At 59.2% G+C, this 20,630-nt stretch carries 20 protein-coding genes; 17 read left to right on the forward strand and 3 right to left on the reverse strand.

Translation table 11 applies throughout. The annotated features are described in order from the left end of the window. Positions 1-205 precede the first annotated feature (205 nt). The 7 genes from H5T64_07075 to H5T64_07105 all read left to right on the forward strand — a co-directional run bounded on the left by H5T64_07075 (position 206) and on the right by H5T64_07105 (position 5,551). A complete protein-coding gene (locus H5T64_07075; GenBank protein ID MBC7264108.1) occupies positions 206-1,303 on the forward strand; it encodes a transposase in 1,098 nt (365 codons plus the stop codon). 216 nt (positions 1,304-1,519) lie between these two features. Further along, entirely contained in the window at positions 1,520-1,900 is a 381-nt protein-coding gene (locus H5T64_07080) for a TM2 domain-containing protein (protein ID MBC7264109.1), read from the forward strand. 1 nt (position 1,901) lies between these two features. After that, positions 1,902-2,294, forward strand: a complete 393-nt coding sequence (locus H5T64_07085) for a DUF2752 domain-containing protein (GenBank protein MBC7264110.1) — start codon at positions 1,902-1,904, stop codon at positions 2,292-2,294. A 415-nt stretch (positions 2,295-2,709) separates the two neighbouring features. Further along, positions 2,710-2,979, forward strand: coding sequence for a type II toxin-antitoxin system Phd/YefM family antitoxin (locus H5T64_07090; GenBank protein ID MBC7264111.1), 270 nt, complete (start codon positions 2,710-2,712; stop codon positions 2,977-2,979). A gap of 9 nt (positions 2,980-2,988) precedes the next feature. Continuing rightward, a complete protein-coding gene (locus H5T64_07095) occupies positions 2,989-3,441 on the forward strand; it encodes a type II toxin-antitoxin system VapC family toxin (protein ID MBC7264112.1) in 453 nt (150 codons plus the stop codon). Between the two features lie 29 nt (positions 3,442-3,470). Beyond that, positions 3,471-3,617, forward strand: a complete 147-nt coding sequence (locus H5T64_07100; protein ID MBC7264113.1) for a hypothetical protein — start codon at positions 3,471-3,473, stop codon at positions 3,615-3,617. Positions 3,618-4,183: 566 nt separating this feature from the next. Beyond that, positions 4,184-5,551 carry a hypothetical protein gene (locus tag H5T64_07105; protein ID MBC7264114.1) on the forward strand — a complete coding sequence of 456 codons (1,368 nt, stop codon included), beginning with the start codon at positions 4,184-4,186 and terminating at the stop codon, positions 5,549-5,551. A 3-nt stretch (positions 5,552-5,554) separates the two neighbouring features. Here the strand turns inward: H5T64_07105 and H5T64_07110 are convergent, their stop codons facing one another. From H5T64_07110 to H5T64_07120, 3 genes are all read right to left on the reverse strand, one after another. Next, a complete protein-coding gene (locus tag H5T64_07110; GenBank protein MBC7264115.1) occupies positions 5,555-8,245 on the reverse strand; it encodes a cation-transporting P-type ATPase in 2,691 nt (896 codons plus the stop codon). A gap of 91 nt (positions 8,246-8,336) precedes the next feature. Beyond that, complete coding sequence (locus H5T64_07115; GenBank protein ID MBC7264116.1) at positions 8,337-9,542, reverse strand: tetratricopeptide repeat protein; 1,206 nt, start codon at positions 9,540-9,542, stop codon at positions 8,337-8,339. A gap of 81 nt (positions 9,543-9,623) precedes the next feature. Further along, positions 9,624-10,811 (reverse strand): cellulase family glycosylhydrolase, encoded by a 1,188-nt coding sequence (locus H5T64_07120; GenBank protein MBC7264117.1) that lies wholly within the window; start codon positions 10,809-10,811, stop codon positions 9,624-9,626. 169 nt (positions 10,812-10,980) lie between these two features. On the opposite strand from H5T64_07120, the gene H5T64_07125 reads away from it, so the two are divergent. From H5T64_07125 to H5T64_07170, 10 genes are all read left to right on the forward strand, one after another. After that, positions 10,981-11,907 carry an NAD-dependent epimerase/dehydratase family protein gene (locus tag H5T64_07125; GenBank protein MBC7264118.1) on the forward strand — a complete coding sequence of 309 codons (927 nt, stop codon included), beginning with the start codon at positions 10,981-10,983 and terminating at the stop codon, positions 11,905-11,907. Positions 11,908-11,937: 30 nt separating this feature from the next. Then, positions 11,938-12,117 (forward strand): type II toxin-antitoxin system HicB family antitoxin, encoded by a 180-nt coding sequence (locus H5T64_07130; protein MBC7264119.1) that lies wholly within the window; start codon positions 11,938-11,940, stop codon positions 12,115-12,117. 21 nt (positions 12,118-12,138) lie between these two features. Continuing rightward, entirely contained in the window at positions 12,139-12,450 is a 312-nt protein-coding gene (locus H5T64_07135; protein ID MBC7264120.1) for a DUF2007 domain-containing protein, read from the forward strand. A 116-nt stretch (positions 12,451-12,566) separates the two neighbouring features. Next, positions 12,567-13,541 (forward strand): C40 family peptidase, encoded by a 975-nt coding sequence (locus tag H5T64_07140; GenBank protein ID MBC7264121.1) that lies wholly within the window; start codon positions 12,567-12,569, stop codon positions 13,539-13,541. Positions 13,542-13,714: 173 nt separating this feature from the next. Continuing rightward, positions 13,715-15,370, forward strand: coding sequence for an ABC transporter substrate-binding protein (locus H5T64_07145; protein MBC7264122.1), 1,656 nt, complete (start codon positions 13,715-13,717; stop codon positions 15,368-15,370). A gap of 92 nt (positions 15,371-15,462) precedes the next feature. Beyond that, positions 15,463-16,392 (forward strand): ABC transporter permease, encoded by a 930-nt coding sequence (locus tag H5T64_07150; protein ID MBC7264123.1) that lies wholly within the window; start codon positions 15,463-15,465, stop codon positions 16,390-16,392. Positions 16,393-16,425: 33 nt separating this feature from the next. Beyond that, positions 16,426-17,298: an ABC transporter permease gene (locus H5T64_07155; GenBank protein ID MBC7264124.1), complete on the forward strand. Its 873-nt coding sequence runs from the start codon at positions 16,426-16,428 to the stop codon at positions 17,296-17,298. Positions 17,299-17,307: 9 nt separating this feature from the next. After that, positions 17,308-18,534 carry a diaminopimelate decarboxylase gene (lysA, locus tag H5T64_07160; protein MBC7264125.1) on the forward strand — a complete coding sequence of 409 codons (1,227 nt, stop codon included), beginning with the start codon at positions 17,308-17,310 and terminating at the stop codon, positions 18,532-18,534. A 185-nt stretch (positions 18,535-18,719) separates the two neighbouring features. Then, positions 18,720-19,736, forward strand: a complete 1,017-nt coding sequence (locus H5T64_07165; GenBank protein ID MBC7264126.1) for a dihydrodipicolinate reductase — start codon at positions 18,720-18,722, stop codon at positions 19,734-19,736. Positions 19,737-19,762: 26 nt separating this feature from the next. Beyond that, complete coding sequence (locus H5T64_07170) at positions 19,763-20,572, forward strand: M55 family metallopeptidase (GenBank protein MBC7264127.1); 810 nt, start codon at positions 19,763-19,765, stop codon at positions 20,570-20,572. Positions 20,573-20,630: the final 58 nt, after the last annotated feature.

A 20,630-nucleotide genomic window follows, 5' to 3' on the forward strand; every position in this document is an offset into this window, starting at 1 on the left:
AGCGACGGTACAGCGTCGCCGGGCGCTCCGGCACTGCAAGTGCTTTGGAACAGATCGAGTCCAGCCGACTTTGCAACTACCCTGTGAAAGGAGTGAAAAGCTGAGATTCGGACATGAGTTCGGACATGCAGGGGTGAACGAATGGATGAAGCTTCCTCCTTTAGGTAAACTTATCCTTGCACAACATTACCGAGGAGGAAGCTTCATGGTAAAGAATATACGAGTCCAGCGCTTTGTGCAAACCCTGTTTGCACATAAGCAAGTAGCGGAGAAGGTAAGTCGGATCGTTCAAGCCATTTTGGAAGCTCAGTCGGTGCGATTGACAGACATCGCGCGAGCGATGCCTGGCTCTCTGGCCGCGCGATATAAGGAGATCCAACGCTTTGTGGCGCAGAACGATGTGAAGGCGGGGTTGCTGCAGCAGATGCAGCCGGATGCAAAGTTCGTCATCGGGGACGTGACAGAGATTCCGCGCCGGCAAGCGCGGCGCACGGAGTACGTAGGTAAGCTGAGCGACGGCAAGACGAGGGGGTTCTGGCTACTGATGTTGGCCACGCCCTTTCACGGGCGGGCCATCCCCTTTCATTTCATCACCTATTCCTCCAAGACCATTCGCCAAGAGGCCACTTCACGCAATATGGAACACTGTCGGGCCTTTGCAGGGATCAAGGCCGTGTTGGGCGACCGGCCTCTCGTTCTGGATCGCGAGTTCAGCTACCTGGAGTTATTGCTGAACCTGGCTGCTGAAGGGGTGCACTTCGTGATTCGCCTGAACCTGGGCTCTCACCCACCCGTGATGTGGACCAAGACTGGGGAACGCATCGACTTGGTCGTCAGTCCACAGCAAACCGTTGTGTACCGCAACGTGTTGTACAAAGGGCAAGTCCCTGTCAATGTCATTGGGTACTGGCAACGCGGATTCGGGCAACCCCTTTGGCTGACCACGGACTTGCCACCAGAGCAAGCACTCACCCTATACCAGCAGCGCATGAAGATTGATGAAAGCTTCCGTGACCTCAAGAACCTCCTGGGACTGGGGAGGGTCATGAATCAGCGCCAGGACTATCTGGAACAGATCCTGGCTTTGCTCTTGATCGCTTACACCATCGGCCTCTTGTTGGGTGAAACCTTGCGTGACAAGCTGTTTGACAGTAGCCACAGCAAATACCGCCTTTATTCCGGACTCTTCCTCCTACTGGAACACAGACCACAGGTATCCCGCGCCATGGCCAAATGGGTAGCGAACACTGCCTTGCTCGCTTTCACTAACCTCGTCTCCGCTCCTGTCCGAACTCATGTCTGAACTTCAGAAAAGTAATTGACAAAAATGCGCTGATTGGTATATAATAGAAATAATAACATGTAAGACTCCGTAAACTTCACACGGCCACCAAAAAGGGAAAAACCTCATAGAGTATCGAAAGCAGTGCTCGCCGGTTATCTATGAGCAGTTAGTTGCCGGTTAGCCCGCTTGATGTTCAACTTCTAAATCAATTCATATTTTTTAAGGAGGGCAGCAATGTATTGTCGCAATTGTGGTGCTCCAGTGGGCGAAAAGGCAGCAGTCTGCACCAGCTGTGGTATGAAGGTAGGCCAAGGGGTGAGGTACTGCTGGAACTGTGGCGCAGAAACCGGCCCGGCCGCTGAGATCTGCATTAAGTGCGGTGTTCGTGTTGCGGCGGGCGAGATCGCCGAGCAGAAGGACTGGACTACTGCACTGCTACTATCGATCTTCTTGGGTGAACTAGGAATTGACCGGTTCTACCTAGGGTACACTGTGCTGGGCATCCTGAAACTGCTCACGGCAGGTGGATGTGGCATCTGGTGGCTGATCGATCTAATCCTGATTGCTATGAACAACTTGCCTGACGCTGAGGGACGAGCCCTTCGCAAGCGATAGGATGACCAACAAGCTTACCGGCACGGCGTACTGGTTCTACGGCATTACACCTGCTTCTCGATTGTTATTAATCGTCGTGGCATGTATCGCGCTAGCGATCGTGCCTTTGAACGTGCTAGACGCGCTTCCGCAGTTTTGCCTGTGGGAACGCTTGTTCGGTTATTGCCCTGTTCACGGTACCACCCACGCTTTGGCTGCCCTTCTCCACGGTGACCTTGAATCCGCCGTCGCCTACAACGCCAATGTGCTACTGATCGCACCACTGTTAGTAGTCATCATCGCGCGAGACCTGTACCTATTATTACACCAAACAAGAAGGGAGGGTTTTACACTGCTTTCCACAAGTGCCATTTCCATCGCCGAAGAACCCTCTCCCAAAAAACAAGAGAAGTAGGTTTGAACCGTCCCTGCACAAGCCACAGATGCCGTCCGCCAACAGCCTATCAACGGATGGCCTTCGGCATAGCGGATTAGCGGATACGTCCATCCGCTCCCCCATCCGCTAATCCGCTACCCATCCGCTGATAGCCGTCCGCCAACAGCCTATCAACGGATAGCCTTCGGCATAGCGGATTAGCGGATACACCCATCCGCTCCCCCATCCGCTAATCCGCTACCCATCCGCTGACAGCCGTCCGCTCCATCCGTATCCAATCCGCCGCCCTCATTCCGTTTGTCCGTTTTCTCAATCTGATGACAGCCCCTGACGCCTACAGATAGGGCCAGTTCCGGCCCTTCCAGGATTTGACAAACTGGATGTTTGGGTATACAATGTGGTCACAATAGTGACTACTAGACTTGGAGGAACAATGGCTGAGATTGGCGTGCGGGAACTGAAGGCGCGGGCCTCGGCGATCATCCGGGCGGTGCGAGACCGCCGCGCCCGCTACCTGGTCACCTACCGGGGGAAACCGGTCGGTGTGCTAATGCCGCTGGGGGAGGCAGGGAGAGAGGCGATACCTCCTGCCGACGAGGGCGAGGACGCGTGGAAAGAACTGCTTTCCCTGGGGGAGAAGATCGGTCAAGGATGGCAGTCTGACCTGACCGCCGCCGAACTCCTCTCCGAGATACGCCGTTAGGAAACTGCCATGGCCGCGACCTACACCGTAGATGCCAGCGTTTTCCTGAACGCTTTCAACCCCCGCGAACAGGGCCACGAGGTGAGCCAGAATCTCCTGGCCCGGATGCAGGAGAATGGCACACCGATCATAGTGCCCACGCTCCTCCTGCCCGAGACAGCCGCCGCTCTAGGGAGGGGGCAAAGAGACACCGACCTGACCCGTCGGTTTGTTGCCGCCCTCAGCCGTCTGCCTTATCTGGTGCTGGTTCCGCTGGACGTAACCCTGGCGCAGCAGGCGGCGGACCTGGCTGCGCAACACCGCCTCCGGGGAAGCGATGCAGTCTACGCTGCCGTGGCCTTGCGCTTCGGCAGCACATTGGTTACGCTAGACCGGCAGCAGCGGGAGCGGGTGGCCGAGATCGTCGCGACTCGCTGGCCTGCCGAGGCCCTGGCAGACTGGAATAAAGGAGCATTGAAATAACACTTCAACCATTGACGGGGTTCAAGGCGTTGCCGACCCACCACTGTGTTACTGGTTCGATGCGCCACATCTACACCTACAACGACCACGACATCAGCGAGGAGATGCTGTTAGGCGTAGGCAGAGGCAACGGGGCTGGCAGGCGGATGACCCGGCCGCCCTACTCCCGGAAATAACGGCCCCGATGATGGACATTGCCGACTTGGAAGAAGCAGCGTGGGCACGGCTGGGGGAGATAACGAGATAAGGGGCAAGGAGTTGCCATCTCGGACCAGATACTCTAATCAGGGCAGTTGAAACCGCACTTGTGGAGCCTATATCGGCCTGGCGTCCGCCTGCGAGGACGCGAGCGCAAGTTGACAACTTGCGCTACGTTCCAAGCGACCGACCGCCCCCCATCCGCTCATCCGCTACCCATCCGCTGACACCCATCCGCTCCCCCATCTGCTCATCCGCTACCCATCCGCTGATAGCCATCCAGGGCAGGTACGGAAACCTGCCCCACCATACTAGCCAACCACTGCAATCAATCCGCTCAATCCGTTCCCCGAATCCGCTGTTCCCGGCCCCGTAGGGCTGCGGTCACTCTGCTGCGCAGAGGCGGCTCACACTATAAATACATTACAATTGAATCAGACTTGTGTTTCAGACTTCAGACTTCCGAAGTCTGGCAGACTTCGGAAGTCTGAAACAGTTTTCACCAGGAGGTAGACCGCAATCCATTTTCACCAGGAGGTAGATTATGTCAATCAAACGCCTTTTCGCCGCCTGCACTTTCGCCGTCCTTGTCGTCGCCCTGGCTCTTATCGCCTGCACCGCTCCCCCAATGCCTCCCACGTCTGAGGGGCGCGTCGCCGCCCAATCCACCATCGTCACCGCCTACGTGGGCGCGCTGGCCACAGATGACGCCTGGCATGCCCAGTCCTCGTCGCCCCCAGTGTGGCTCTACGACACCGCCCTTAACATGGGCAACAAGGGCACGGGATACGGCTGGGCCCACACCGGGCTGGTCCTCGACCCGGTGAACGTCCCACAGGGAGCACAGGTGCTCTCGGCCACGCTGTTCGTCATGGCCAAGGAGACCTCCAGTGCCTCGGTCCCCCTGCGCATCTACGTCGAGGACGCCGACGATGCGGCCACCTTCGCCTCAGACAACGGCCCTGCCAACCGGACTACTATGCCCACCTACGTAGATTGGTCGCCGGGCCCCTGGACCGCCAACACCTGGTACACCTGCACCATCACTTCGCTCATCCAGCAGGTGGTGAATCGGCCCGGCTGGGCCTTTGGCAATGCCCTGGACATCCTGATCAAAGACAACGGTGCCTCGTACGGGAACTACCGCGCCATCTACTCCCGCGATTATGCCCCCGCCTACCGCGCCTACGTCACCATCGAATACGCCGTCGCTACCCCCACGCCCACGCCGACACCGCTGCCCACGGCAACCCCGGCCTGCGGGGTGATCTCCGCTGACACCGCGTGGTCCAGTGGACCGGTAACCGTAACCTGCAACGTGGCTGTGGCCGAAGGGGTCACGCTGACTATATACCCAGGGGTGGAGGTGCGGGTGAATGGCCCCTATCTCTTCGATATCGCGGGGACGCTGTACGCGGTGGGGACCGTCAGCCAGCCCATCACCTTCACCCACGCCACTACGACTACCAAAGGGGCATGGCTGGGGCTCCGTCTGGGTGGGCCTGGGTCCACATTGGAGCGGGTGGTGGTAAGATACGGGGCGGGGCTGAACATCTACTCGCCGTCGGTGATACGATACTCCATTATCGCATCCAACACCTATGGCGTGGCCTTGTACGGGCCTCACGCTATGACCGTTACGAGCAGCACCATCCAATACAACGACTACGGGATACTGACCTACGGCGTGCCTGGCCCTGCAACGGCGTTGATCACCGCCTGCAATGTGCTATCGAACACGGTTTACGACGTTTGGGTGAACTCGCCTGCCCCGCTGTGTGTATGGCGGTCCTGGTGGGGTGGCCCGCCACCGACCTATCCCCTGGGCTCAGCAATCTGTGATTACCGGGACAACTGGCGGCAGGGTGAGTTCACGGCGGTGGATTCGGCAGCAAGCCCGATCTCGTGGTGAGGGTCAATCCCAGAGGGGCACCAGCCGTAAGATCCAGCGCGTCATATACACGCCGGCCAGGGAGGACCCCGCTACGACTGGGATGATCAGCAACCAGGCTCGCAGATCCAGAGGCACCGCGCCGAAGATGACCCGCAGCGGGGTGTACAGGGCCACCAGTTGCAGCGCCACCGAGACGGCATAACTGCCCAGCAACGTGGGGTTGGACCACAGGGAGAGCGAATCCATCTGCCGCACCACCATCACCCGGGTGAAGGCGTGGAGCACGATGGCGGTGAAAAGAATGGTGCGGGCGTAGGCCACATCGCCCAGGCGCAGACCCATAGCGAACAGGAACGTGTAGGCGATCACCGTGCGGAAGACGCTGCCGGCGATGACTGCATAGATGGCGCGGTTTAGGATGGGCTCATCGTGGCGGCGTGGACGGCGCTTCATAATCCCTGGGACAGCCGGGTCGCCAGCCAGGGCGCTGGCCGGCACCAGGTCGGTGACCACGTTCACCCACAGGAGCATGGTAGCGTTCAGGGGGAAGTAACCTGCGACCGAGAGGATGAGCACCTCGAACACTTCGGCCAGGCTCGTGCTCAACAGGTAGTTGGTGAACTTGCGGATGTTGTCGAAGATGCGCCGTCCCTCTTCGATGGCCGCGGCGATGGTGGCGAAGTTATCGTCCAGGAGAACCATGCTGGCCGATTCCTTGGCGATATCGGCCCCGCGCTGACCCATGGCCACCCCCACATCGGCCTGCTTGAGGGCGATGGCATCATTGACGCCGTCGCCGGTCATAGCCACGAAGTGCCCCTCGCTCTGCAGAGTCTCGAGCACCTGTTGTTTCGTTTGAGGTGTTGCCCGAGCCACGATGTCCACGCCCTTCAGCCGGCGGCGTCGTTCCTCGACCGACACACTCTCCAGATCGTCGCCTTCGATGGCCCGCTCGCCCAGGCCCAGTTCCCGACCCACTGCCCGCGCCGTCAGCGCGTTGTCGCCGGTGATCATAATCAGGCGGATGCCAGCCTCGCGGCAGGCGGCGATGGCAGGCTTGGCTTCGGGCCGCGGCGGGTCTATCATCGCCTGCAGGCCCAGGAAAACCAATCCGTTCTCCAGTACCTCCTCGTTCTCCAGTATGCCATCGTCCTCGGCCGACGAGATTTCTCCGCTCGCCAGGGCCAAGACATACCAACCTTCGTCCTGCAGGCTTCGCACCACGTTGGTGATGTCCTCCCGTCTCTCCTCCGTGAGCGGGACGATCTGTCCGTGCTCCAACAGTCGGTCACATCGGCTCAACACTGCCCGCAAGGCTCCTTTGGCGAAAACCAGATAATGGCCTGCACCATCGCCGGGGGCTTGGTGCACTGTGGTCATCCGCATCCGCTCTGAATCGAAGGGGATCAGCTTCACTCGGGGGTAGGCCCGGCGTTCTGCCTCCACATCCAGTCCTGCTGCTTGTGCGGCCCGGAGCAGCGCCACATCCACCGGGTCGCCCAAAACGGGCAGTTCATTTATCCCGCTTTGCCGGGAGGCGTGGTTCGTATTCCCCTCCAGCGAAGCCTCATTGCAAAGGAGCCCTGCCAAGAGCAACTCCCGCCACGTCCCATCAGGGTTCGAGTGGGGCAAGGGGAAAGGCATCACCTGTCCATCGGCGAAGAGTCTCTGCACAGCCAGTGTGCTCTGGGTCAGCGTGCCCGTTTTGTCGGTGCAGATCGTATCCACCGAGCCCAGGCTCTCGGCCACCGACAGCCGCCGCACCACAGCCCGTCGCCGTGCCATCTCGCGGGCCCCCAGTGCCAGGGCGAAGGTGAGGACCATGGGCAGGCTGGCCGGGATCGTGGCCACGGCCAGGCTCAGCGTATTCAGAGCCACCTCGATCAACGGTGCGTGCAGGATGAAGAGCAGGACCAGCGCCACCACAACCGCCAGCGTGCCCACGATGACGGTCATCTGGCGGGCCATTTTCTGCACCTCCACCTGGAAGGGAGTGGGGCGCTCGGCCATTTCCCTCAGTGAGGTAGCAATCCGTCCCATCTCGGTGGCCTGACCCGTGCGCACCACCACAGCCAACCCGGAACCGTGGGTGATATAGGTCCCGCCATACACCATGCTGCTCCGCTCGGCCAGGGGTGCATCCGGTGCAACAGGTTGCTCGCCCTTGTCCACTGCCACACTCTCGCCAGTGAGAGCCGCCTCGTCGGCCCGCAGCGCATGGGCCTCCACCAGCCTGCCGTCAGCGGGTACCTTCTGCCCCGCAGAGAGGACCAAGATATCGCCGGGCACAATGTCGGCAGCGCTTATCTCAAGGCGGCGACCGTCGCGCAAGACAACCGCCCGGTCGGCCAGAAGTTGCCGGATGGCTGTCAGTTCCCGCTGGGCCCGGTACTCTTCGATGAAACCCAGAGTTACGGTGACGGCGATGATGAACAAGATGAAAATCGCATCCAGAGTGCGCGGCTGTTGGCCAGGAATGAAGCCCACCGCATACGCCAAGCCGGCGGCAACAAAGAGCACCAGGATGAAGAAGTTGGAGAACTGGCGCAAGAGGAGACGAACTGGCGAGACCCCGCGCACCTGGCCAGTGATGTTGCCACCATAGCGTGCCAGGCGGGCGGCAGCCTCCTCGGAGGTCAGGCCCTCCCGGCTGGTGTGGAATTGGGCCAGGACGTCATCCACAGCCTGCGCATGCCATAGTATCTCTTGCATTTTCGGAGGATCTCCCCCAATAACGGTAGGGGCGTAGCATGCTACGCCCCTACTACGCCCCTACTTTGCTTTGCCAGTATGGGACGAGAGCCTACGCCTCGCTTAGGAATCGGAGACGTCGGTGTAGGTCCGTGTAGTAACTCACCTGGGTCTGCAGGGTGGGTTCGGGCCCCAAAGCATTGTAGGCGCGACTGATCTTGCCGGCAATCGTGGCCGCCTCGCGCCTGGAGGGTGTGGAGCCCCAGGGTAACGCCACCGGGCGATTGGAAAGCACGCCTACGATGTCTGGCAGCAGGTCGCTCTCGCCAGCCCAATCCACCCCCAGGATGAAAGAAAGCATCGGCCCCTCGATGCGTTCCATCACCACCTGGCAGAGTTCAGGCACCGAACCGTGGGCTGTAACCACTAAGGTGAACTGCGTGGGAGATAACTCTTCGACAGGTTTCAGCGGGGCGTGGAACAAACGTGAGAGCACCAATCCCAACGGTTGCGAACCCTCATCGGTCATAGCGATGGCGTCGAAGTGCCAGCCGAAGCCCAGAGCGATAGCGTAGAGACGTCGCAGAGTAACGGCCACGTCGTGATACCGGAAGGTGTAACCCTCGTACTCGGGGATAGTGATGCCGTCGTCGCCGCCGCTGCCCAAGTAGATCACGCCGTAGTCAGCGTAGAGGCGGTCCTTGGGCCGGCTGTCGTGATCTGCGTCCATCTCCAGATGGCGCCGGGCGATGGCCAAAGTATCCTGGACGGATATCGCTTCTGCGGGGGAGGGAGCCTTTGCCACCGCGGTCTCCAACGCTTGCGCAGCAGCAGTGTAATCGCCCATGCTCAAGTAGCAACTTCCGGACAGGTGGTACAGGTCCCAATCGTCCGGGTAAGAGCCCAGAAGTTCTTTCAACAGTGTCAGGGCAGCCTGGTAATCGGCCAGACAGTAGTAGGCATAGGCCAATTCGTAGCGCGACGACGGATCATCGGGCAGAATCTCCAGGCACCGAGCGAATACTTGGACGGCTTCTTCATATTGCTCCAAGTCAATGAGCACGTGACCCAGGCTATAGTAAGCCTCGTAACTTTCTTCCAGGGAAAGGGCGGTGCGGAATTCCTCGGCGGCCTTGGTCAAAAGACCCTTCCGCTGGTAGTGATAGCCTAAGGCCAGGTGGGCTCTAGCCAGGCCGGGGTCGGCCTCCACTGCCCGTTTGAACTCCAACATCGCCTCATCGAAGCGTCCGGCCCGTTCTAGCGCCTCCCCGTGCTCGACGTGTATGTATGCTTGCCCATGTCTCGATTCGTCTAACATCTCAGGTTCCCTGAACTCTTTTCCGAGCGGGTAACCACGCCCGATTTTTGCGAATGGATTATAGTCCAATCCCGCTCATTGTCAATTGTCGAACCCGGTTCGCGTCACCGGCGCTCGGCGCAGGACCTCCCAGGCGGGATCATCGGCAGCGTAGCCATAGATGCCGCAGAAATACTGGATCTGACCGTCGGGCCGTTCCAGCGCCCCATACGCATAGTCCCAGAGCAAATAGCCGTCCACGCCATTCTCCCAGGCCCGGCGCAGGTCCTCGGCGATCACGACTGCCCGCTCATCCAGGGCATTGGAGTTCAAAGGGCGGCAGTTTTCTTTATACGCCTGATGGTACACTTCGCCGTAGAAGACGGGTTTGCCCAGTTCGTGAGCGATGCGCAATTCCGCTTCACAGCCGCGGTAGGTGGGGCGATGCACGCTGACCACATCCACCGTGGGCAGTGCATTGACGCGACGGAAGAGATCTTCCTCGGCCTCTATCCAGCCTGTTCCCACCGTTCCCACCGATACCAGGTGACATGGGTCCAGAGCCTTGATTTCCACCGAAAGTGCTTTTGCCCACTCGTACACCGCCTCAGTGCAGTTAGGGCTCCAATCGTCATTACCACAGCCCGGCTCGTTCATCAGTTCCCACATCAAGATCTCGGGCCGGTCTGCGAACTGGGAGACCAACGCCCGCACGTGGGGCAGGTCCACTTCGCGATAAGTGGTCTTGAACCAGCGAGCATCTTTCCAGAAGTAGTAATCCTGCAGAGTAACGATGAAACGCAGGTGGTGCTGACGTCCCAAATCCAAAATGTAAGAGAGACGGGAGATATCACTATCGGGCTTTACCCAGATGCGTACTACGGTGACACCAGAATTGGCCAGGGTAGCCAGAAGGAGTTCGACTTCGCTCTGGGGAAATTCCGGCGCGGCCAGGTAACTGACATTCACCCCAACGAAGAGGAAGGGCTGCCCATCCAGTTCCAAGTTCTCGCCGACGCGGCGGACCATGCCACGACAATCGGAAACCGGTCGGCTATCCACGAAAGGTAGTGGTACAGCTGAGGCTGGCAGGATGGCAGCACCAGGAACCACGCTCTCGGTCCCCCCAAAAATGGGCAGGTAAGCGGTATAACGCGGATTACATACCGCGACGGGCACGTATACCTGGTACGGATATGAACTTGCCAGTTGGGGCGTCCCCTGGGCGGATGCGACCGCCACTACCGCTGCCAACATCGCGCAGACGAGCCCCAGACGCCGAAATGTCAAGGACGTTCTCCTCTCCCCGGCTTATCGCGGGCATCTCCATTCTACAACAAAGCACGACTTTTGTCGAACCAGTCACAACCTTCATCCCAGACATTGACATCCACCGCACTACAAGATATAATCACGCCAACGGAGAAAATCACCGCCAATCGGAGAGGATAAGGCTGAGATGAAATTTCTGATCACGGGAGGGGCAGGATTCCTGGGGGCAGCGCTGGCCAACCGCCTGGCAGAGGAGGGTCATCACGTTCGCGTGCTCGATGATCTGAGCGCCGGCGATAGCGCCCGTCTAAACCGCGACGTGGTCTTCACTCGCGGCGATACCCGCGACATCCCCAAACTGTGGACACTGCTCAAGGGGGTGGATTGCGTTTACCATCTGGCCGCGCGGGTGTCGGTGCCAGAATCGGTGCTTTACCCCGTCGAGTACAACGACGTGAACGTAGGCGGGACTGTGAGCCTGATGACCGCGGTGCGCGACGCCAAGGTCAAGCGAGTGGTGTTCACCTCCTCGGGGGCCGCCTATGGCGAGCAAGATCGCCAGCCCGTTACCGAAGATGCAGTGCTCCGCCCTCAAAGTCCCTATGCCGTCAGCAAGATGGCCGCGGAGGGCTACGTGCGGGCATTAGGTGCTCTCTATGGCATAGAGACGGTGATATTGCGGGTCTTCAACGCTTACGGCCCGGGCCAGCCCAACCCTCCAGAACACGCGCCCGTGATCCCCAAATTCCTGAAGGCTGCCATCAGCGGCGGATCATTGGTCATCTACGGGCAAGGGCACCAGACGCGGGATTTCGTGTACATCTCCGATGTGGTAGATGCCCTCGTGGCCGCGGCGCGGGCCGAGACGGTGGATCGCACCGCCATCAATGTGGGCAGCGGGCGCGAAGTGAGCATCAACGAACTGGTGACGACCATTGAACGGGTTACCGGACGCGAGGCTCACCGGCTGTACTCCAACCTCCAGAGCGGGGGTGTGTCACGCCTGGTGGCCGACATCCGCCTGGCACGCAAGAAATTGGGTTTTGAGCCAAAAGTGGATCTGGAGACCGGCCTGCGGCGGATGATGGCCGAGGACCCACAGTTCAAACGGTGAGCGTGCGAGATAGCAAAACGGGGGTGTATTATGCGAACTTTTGCTGCTTATTTGGAATGGGATCCAGAGACGAAACTTTATGTAGGAATAGTACCAGGCATTCCAGGTGCTCATACTCAGGGGGCTACATTAGACGAACTTCAGAAGAACCTCAAAGAGGTTCTAGAACTGTGCCTAGAAGAGTACAAAGGGCCAGTGGAAGAGGTATAGAGTAGTGAAGAAAGGGGCTCAATGCTGCAAGATAGACCTCGCGGCGTGAATCTGGGCGCGGATTTGGTAACGGTGTACATATCCCAGGGGCACCTGGCAGCCCGGGTCATCAAAGCCAAACTGGAAGCGGAGGGGATACCGGCGCTCTTGAACTACGACAGCGCAGGGTTGGTGTTTGGCCTCACGGTAGATGGCCTCGGCGAGGTGCGGGTGATGGTGCCCGCCGCATACCAGGAACAGGCCACCGAGGTGCTGCACAGCCTGACGCCAGAGGAACAAGCGGCACTGGAGACTGAGGGGGAGGAGGAACCTCCCAGCGCCAACGAAGACTGAACGCCCTTGGAACAGTCGAGGCGCTACGAGTCCCAGCGCAGCGCATTTGACAAAGAAATCCTTTCGTCATATACTACGAGTAAGCGTGCGTATATCTACGTGGAGGAGGAGCTGGAGTGTTAGGGAAGGGTTTGGTCCTGATAGGGCTTATCTGTACCCTAACTCTAACAGCATGTGCTAAGGCAACGAACACGAGTGTCCCATCGCCGCCCCCAGGCCCACAGGTAATCCCCACCCCCACAACCTCCGCCATACAACAGCACCCCACTGCCATGACAACCAGCCACCAAACCAAAGGAGTGGTGGTAGGCAGCGTAGTGAACCTCTACAGCCAGCCCAGTAAAGCCGTGGATGTGGTTACCCAGGCTACTCTGGGTACCGAACTCTCCATCTGGGAGAGCAGGGACGGCTGGTACTACGTCCGGATGCCCGATCAGTACCAAGGCTGGATCGAGGCGTCCCAGGTCCGGGTCTACGCCGAGGGCGAGAGATCCTATGCTTCAGCCGGCCAAGTTGCGGAAGTTCGAAACCTGCTCGCCTTCCTCTACCACGAACCCGATGTCACCGCTCACGCGCCCGCACTGCAGGTTACTATCGGCACCCGTATGGAGGTGGTGGAAGACCGGGGGGATTGGGTTACAGTGGTCCTGCCCGATAGGGCGGTGAGGTGGATTCAGAAGGGCGACGTGACCATCGCCCCGGCCGATGCCCCCAAGCCGCGTGGGAGCGGGCTTGACCTGGTGGAGACCGCTAAACGCTTCCTCGGACTACCCTACCAGTGGGGCGGATGCACCCCCCTGGGGATTGACTGCTCCGGCTTCGTCCAACTCGTCTATCGCCTGAACGGGATCAGCCTGCTACGAGATGCAGACATCCAATACACTCAGCCCAACTTGCAGCCCGTGGCCAGAGAGAACCTGCAACCGGGGGACCTCGTATTTTTCGGCCAGGGGCGCGTCAGCCATGTGGGAATGTATATAGGCAACGGCGAGTTCATCCACGCTACCACCCACGAACGTCCCATCGTCCAAATCTCTCGCCTTGATGAACCTTACTGGGTCTCGCTCTATCAGGGAGCGAGAAGACCATAGTTGTCAGCGACTCTGACGAGCCCTGCCCGGCTACAATGGTGAAGCCTCAGGGGGGCTTTGCAGAAATGGCCTCCGAATTCTATTCGTCGGCTGGACTTTGCGAAAAGGAGGTGAGAGGAAAGGAAAGTTGTGTACTGTCTATCGCATTTTGAGATTCCCAAAGGAGGAGGGACATGAAAACCAATAGAATCTATTTGCTGTTGACCCTGTTTGCTTGCGTGGCTTTGCTAGCCAGTTTTATATCTGGCTGCGCGCCAGCGGCCCCACCGACCCCTGTGCCGCCTGCCAAGGCCACCGAAGCACCACCCACGCCTACGCCAGTGCCTCCGGCCAAGCCCAAGATCCTCCGCGATGGTTCCTTGTTAGATTCGGACCTAAGTGGCCTGGACCCGCAAATGGACATGAGCCTGGCAATGTACGGCGTGGCCCGCCAAATCTACAGCACGCTGGTGCGCCTCGACTATTCGGGTGACCTCTCCATTGTGCCCGACTTAGCAGAGAGATGGGATATCTCTCCTGACGGCAAGGTCTACACTTTCTACCTCAGGAAGGGAGTCAAATTCCACACCGGCCAAGAAGTCACCGCAGAAGATGTGAAGTTCACCTTCGAGCGCCTCTACGATCCAGCCCTGGCTTCGCCAGCCCAGATGTTTGGCGTCTACATCGTGGGGGCGATGGACAAGGCAGGGGGCAAAGCCACAGAGGTCGAGGGCATCAAGGTGATCGACAAGTACACCATCCAATTCACCCTGAGCCAGCCCTACGGCGCTTTCCTGGCTGAACTGGTCACGCCCTGTCTCGGCATCCTCTGCAAAGAAGAGGTAGAGAAGTGGGGCGCTGACTACATCGTGCACCCATCCGGCACCGGCCCCTTCAAACTCAAGGATTGGGTCCGGGGAGAGAAGATCGTCTTGGAAGCCAACAAGGACTACTACGAGGGCCCACCGGCGCTGGACGGCGTGGAGATCATCATCATCGAAGACTCAGCCACCGGCATGCTGAAATTCGAGAACGGTGAACTGGACGTCTACGATGTGCCCACCGCCGAATTGGAGCGCCTGACCACCGACCCCAAGTGGAAGGATCTCGTGGTGCGGGTGCCAGCGCTGGATACCTACTATTTCCAGTTGAACAACTTTTCGGGACCGCTCAAGGATGTGCGCGTCCGCCAGGCCATCGCCCATGCCATTGACCGACAGTCCATCCTGGATAAGGTCCTCAAAGGTACTGGCGTACTGGCTAACACCGTCCTGCCACCGGGCATGCCCTGCTACAACCCGGACATCAAGGTATATGAGTACAACGTCGAAAAGGCAAAAGCCCTGCTCACGGAAGCCGGGTATGAGAAGGGCTTCACCATCAAGTGCGTGCAGCGTGCTCAATCCGACGTTGTGGATGCCATCGTCGCTCAACTGGCCCAGGTGGGTATCACCGTCGAGCAACAGATCGTGGAGCGCAGCGCCTTCTGGGATATGGTGTACAAAGGCCAGACCGACTGCTACTACCTGAGTTGGTGGGCCGACTTCGCCGATCCGCACAACTTCTTCGCCTATATCTGGCGTTCCGCCCCGGAGACCGAAGAGTCGAAGAACATGTACGTCAACCCCAGGGTGGATGAATTGATTGACAAGGCAGCGACCACGACCGATTTAGAGGAGCGCTGCAAACTCTATCACGAGATCGAGAAGATCGGCATCGAGGAGGACTGCCAGCGGGTGTGGTTATGGCACCTGGAGACCATGCGCATTATCCAGCCATGGGTCAAGGGCTTTGTCCTGCCGCCTAACGAGGTGGTCTTCTACTATCCCGTTGACCTGACAGAGCACTAAGCCAGTAACCCGCCTCGAGTGGCGGATGATATGCGGGGGTGCTAAAATGCACCCCCGCATCCTAATGTAGCGCGTTTGGAGCAGGGAAAAATATGACCGCCTATATTGCCCGCCGATTCTTGCAGATGATCCCCGTCTTCATCCTGGTCACCGTGATCACCTTCACCCTGATGAACGTCGTCCCAGGGGACCCGGTGGTAACGATGCTGGGACCACGTGCGGCATCTCAGAAGAGCCTCGTGGAGCGCATCCGGCACGAGTACGGCCTCGACCAACCCGTTTACGTGCAATACTTACGTTTCGTGAGCGGCATCCTACATGGAAATTTCGGCAAGTCTTTCTTCTACCGCCAGCCCGTGATGAAACTGATTCTGGAGCGGCTTCCCATTACGATCGCCTTGGCGGTCTCGGCTATGATCATAGACTTGGTGATCGGCATCGCCGCCGGCACGATCTCGGCGATCAAACAGTATTCCATTGCGGACTACGTCGGGATGTTGATCGCCCTCGCTGGCGTCTCGATGCCCAGTTTCTGGCTGGCCCTGCTCCTGCAACTGGTGTTTGCTTACCGGCTCGGCCTGTTTCCCGTCTCTGGTTTCTCGGAGGGGCTGAGGTCCCTGGCGCTCCCGGCCCTGACTCTGGGTTTGTTAGGCTCCGCCTCCACTGCTCGGATGACCCGTTCCTGCTTGTTGGAAGTGCTCCGAGAGGACTACGTGCGCACCGCGCGGGCCAAGGGACTGCGCGAGCGGGTGGTCATCTTCCGGCATGCTTTCCGCAATGCCCTGATCCCTCTTGTGACTATGGAAGCCATCGGCTTCGGCGTTTACCTCACCGGGGTGGCCTTCCTGGAAATCGTCTTTGGCTTGCCTGGGGTGGGTAAACTTCTTCTGGACGCTACCTTTAACCGCGATTTATTCCTCATCCAAGGGGATGTGATGTTCTGTGCTTTCATTTTTTTGTTCGTCAACCTGGCTGTGGATATCCTGTACGCTTTCCTCGATCCGCGTATCCGCTATCAATAGTCGAAACGAGAGGGGTTGCTTGTGGAGAAGACAATGAAGTTCCGCGAAGAAAAGGCCCCGCGTACCTTTATCTCGGATGCCTGGGATCGGCTGCAGCGCAATAGGATGGCGATCGTCGGGCTCGTAGTCATCGTACTCCTGTTTGTGGTCGCCATCTGTGCCCCGCTACTTGCACCGCACGACCCCATAGAGCAACACTTGGAAGACAGTCACTCGCCGCCGGGGAGCAAGTACCCGCTGGGAGCAGATATTAAGGGCCGTTGCCTCCTCAGCCGGCTGATCTACGGCACCCGTGTTTCATTGTTAGTGGGCTTTTTGCCCCAGTTTCTCTCCCTGTTTGTGGCCGTGGTGATGGGGTTGGTCTCTGGGTATTACGGCGGCCGGGTAGATGACCTGATCATGAGATTAGCCGACGCCTTCTTCGCCTTCCCCAGCCTTTTATTTATGATGGCTCTGATGTTTGTCCTGGGACCAAAGGGGGGACTGTTGGGCATCATTTTGGGGCTGGGAGTGGTGGGCTGGGCTGGCCGGGCTCGCATCATGCGCGGGCAAGTGCTCTCCATCAAAGAGCGCGCCTACATCGAGGCCGCCCGGGCCGTGGGAGCCAGCGACCTGCGCATCATTTTCAGGCATGTGCTGCCCAATTGTCTGGCCCCGCTGATCGTGAGCACCACGATGGCCATCCCAGGAGCCATTATGACCGAGGCTGGCTTGAGTTTCATCGGGCTGGGTGTTCCCCCACCCACTCCTTCCTGGGGTGAGATGCTCTATTCCGGCAGACCCTATATTCGCACCATGCCCTGGCTCTCCATCTGGCCCGGCCTTGCCATTTTCATCACTGTGCTCAGTTTCAACCTCTTCGGCGATGGCCTGCGAGACGCCTTGGACCCATACTTGAAGCAGTGATTCTCCTCCATGAAGATCCGCGATAATCAACTCTACCTCGCCGATTGCAAGGCGATTGACCTAGTGCGTGAATACGGCTCTCCCCTCTACGTCTACGAGGAAGAGACCATCCGCCGCCAATATCACACTCTGGCACAGACAATCGCGTATCGCCCACTGCGCATCCTCTACGCCTGCAAAGCCAACACCAACCTGGCCATCCTGAAAATCCTACTGGAGGAAGGAGCGGGCATTGACGCCGTCTCGCCAGGGGAGGTTTTCCTCGCCCGCCAGGCCGGCTACCCGCCGGATCGCATCCTCTACACCGGCTACAATGCCAGCCAAGAGGAACTCGCCTACCTGGCGCGTGGGGGTGTGATGCTTAACCTGGACTCGTTCACGCAAATGAGGCATTGGGCGCGGCTGAAACCCGGGGCCAGGGTATCCGTCCGCATTAACCCTGGGGTGGGCAGTGGCCACCACCAGTATGTGGTCACTGCTGGGGAGCATAGCAAATTCGGCATTGACCGCCGCCAACACGAGGAAATCAAGTCCCGGGCCAAAGAGGAGGGACTGACCATCATTGGCTTGCAAAGCCATATCGGCTCGGGCATCCTGGATGCAGAGGTCCTCCTCGAGGCTATGGCCTTGCTCTTAGAGACCGCGCGCCATTTCCCTGACCTGGAGTTCATTGACATCGGGGGCGGACTGGGTGTTCCCTATCGGCCCGGCGAAGAGCCGCTGGACATCGCGGAATTCGGACGTCAGGTGTCGGCTATCTTCTCTGATTTCTGCGCCTCCTACGGGCGAGAACTGACTCTGATGCTCGAGCCGGGACGTTATTTGGTTGCCGAGTCCGGCTACCTCTTGGTTACAGTGAACGACATCAAACACACGCCGAATAGGACCATCGTGGGCGTGGACTCTGGCTTCAATCATTTGATCCGTCCCGTGCTATACGGGGCATATCACCCGATCATCAACGCTTGCCGGGTAGAGGGGGAGAAACACGTGGTTACAGTGGCCGGCAACATCTGTGAGAACGGCGATATCTTCGCCCAGCAGTGCGCTCTGCCGCCCACAGAGGAAGGCGATATCCTGGCCATCACCCACGCTGGAGCCTACGGCTTCTCTATGGCCAGCCGCTACAACTCGCGACCCCTGCCGGCAGAGGTACTGGTCAAAGGCTCCCAGAGCCGTCTCATCCGGCACAGAGAGAGCCTGGATGACCTACTTCATAGACAAACCAATCTGTAGGGGCGGGGTTCACCCTGCCCAAACCAACCTAGGGGCAGGCCTCGCGCCCGCACAACGTAGGGGGCAGGTCTCGCGCCTGCACAACGTAGGGGGCAGGTCTCGCGCCCACACAACGTAGGGGGCAGGTCTCGCGCCTGCACAACGTAGGGGCGGGCCTTGTGCCCGCCCAAGAAGGAGTCTAAACAATGACAGAAAACATCCGCACTATTCACTACGGCCTCGGACCCATCGGGGCGGCCATCGCCCGCCTCGTGACCCAACGACCAGGATTCACCATCGTCGGTGGTATTGACATTGACCCCGCCAAGGCGGGTCGTGATATAGGCGAGGTCATCGGCCTGGACGCCCCGCTGGGTGTTACCGTCTCCGATCAGCCCGGAGAAGTCCTGGCCAGCAGCCAGGCAGACATCGTCGTACACTCCACCGGCTCTTTTCTGAAACAGGTGCAGCCACAGCTCCTGGAAATCATCGCTGCGGGCCTGGACATCGTATCCACCTGCGAAGAACTATCCTATCCTTGGATGCAACACCCAGCGCAGGCTTACGAACTGGACCGGGTCGCTCGCCAACACAAGGTTACCGTGGTGGGCACGGGCGTCAACCCAGGGTTCATCATGGACACCTTGCCCATTGCCCTCACCGCGGTTTGTCAGGAAGTGCGGCGCATCCGGGTGCAACGCATCGTGGACGCCTCTCAGCGCCGCCTGCCGCTGCAGAGGAAGATCGGCGCCGGGCTGACGGCAGAGGAATTTGCCGCCCGAGTGGAGACGGGCACCGTGAAGCACGTCGGTCTCCCAGAATCGGTGGCCACCATCGCCGATGCCCTGGAGTGGAGATTGGACCGCATCGAGGAGACCATCGAGCCACTGATTGCCGATCGCCCCCTGAAGAGCAAATATATCGAAGTGCAGCCTGGCCAAGTAGCGGGCTTACAGCAAATAGCGCGCGGCTGGAAAGGAGACGAAGCGGTTATCACCCTCGACCTGCGCATGCAGATCGGCGCTGAAGAGGCCGGCGATTCCGTCTTCATTGAGGGTACACCAAACCTGGAGATGGTGGTGAAAGGCATCCACGGTGATGTGGCCACAGCAGCCATCGTGGTCAACGCCATCCCACGGGTGATGAAGGCCCCACCCGGTTTGTTGGCTATGAAAGACCTGCCTCCGGCCTGTGCACCTGGCAAGAACCAGATGGGATTTTGATAAAATTGGGAAAGGGAAGGATCAATATGAGAGTATTCATTTCCGCCGATATGGAAGGCATCTCTGGGGTGGTCGCCTCGCCACAGACAGAAATGGGGGATAAGGAATACGACCGGGCACGCAAACTGATGACCGCGGAGGTCAACGCCGCCATTGAAGGGGCGCTGGCTGGCGGTGCAAACAAGATCGTGGTCAACGATTCCCACGGCTCTATGCGCAACATCCTGATCGAGGAACTGAACCCTGCCGCCACTCTCATCAGCGGCGCACCTAAGCCCCTGAGCATGATGCAGGGCATAGACGAAGGCTTCGATGCTGCCTTCTTCGTTGGTTACCATGCCCAGTCCGGCACAGCCTATAGCGTTTTGGATCACACCTACTCCAGTATCGTCTATCAGGTCAGCCTAAACGACCGGCCGATGGGCGAGACCGGGCTCAACGCAGCCCTGGCCGGCTATTTCGGGGTGCCGGTGGTGTTACTGACAGGTGACAAGATGGTGGTGGAAGAGGGCAAAGCCCTGCTCGGGCCAACGTTGGAGGTCGTGGCGGTCAAGGAAAGTTACAGCCGCGTGGCAGCCAAATGCCTGCCGCCTCAAGTGGTCCGCGACCAGATCAAGGCGGCGGCTCAGCGGGCGCTACAGGCGAAGGCGGTTCCTTTCACCATCCGCCCTCCCATCACACTGACCATTGACTTCACCTCCAGCGCCCATGCCGATAAGGCAGAACTGATCCCCGAGAGCAAACGGGTCGGCGGCCGGCGGATCCAATACACCCACCACGATTATCTGACCCTCTACAAAGTCTGGCGGGCGATGCTGATATTAGCGAGCCAGTAGGCATCTGTGAGGATGACTTAGTGAAGCGTTCGGCTCACCGGGTCGGTCGAAGCGCAAA

This window comes from Chloroflexota bacterium (assembly GCA_014360825.1).
GTDB lineage: Bacteria > Chloroflexota > Anaerolineae > UBA2200 > JACIWT01 > JACIWT01.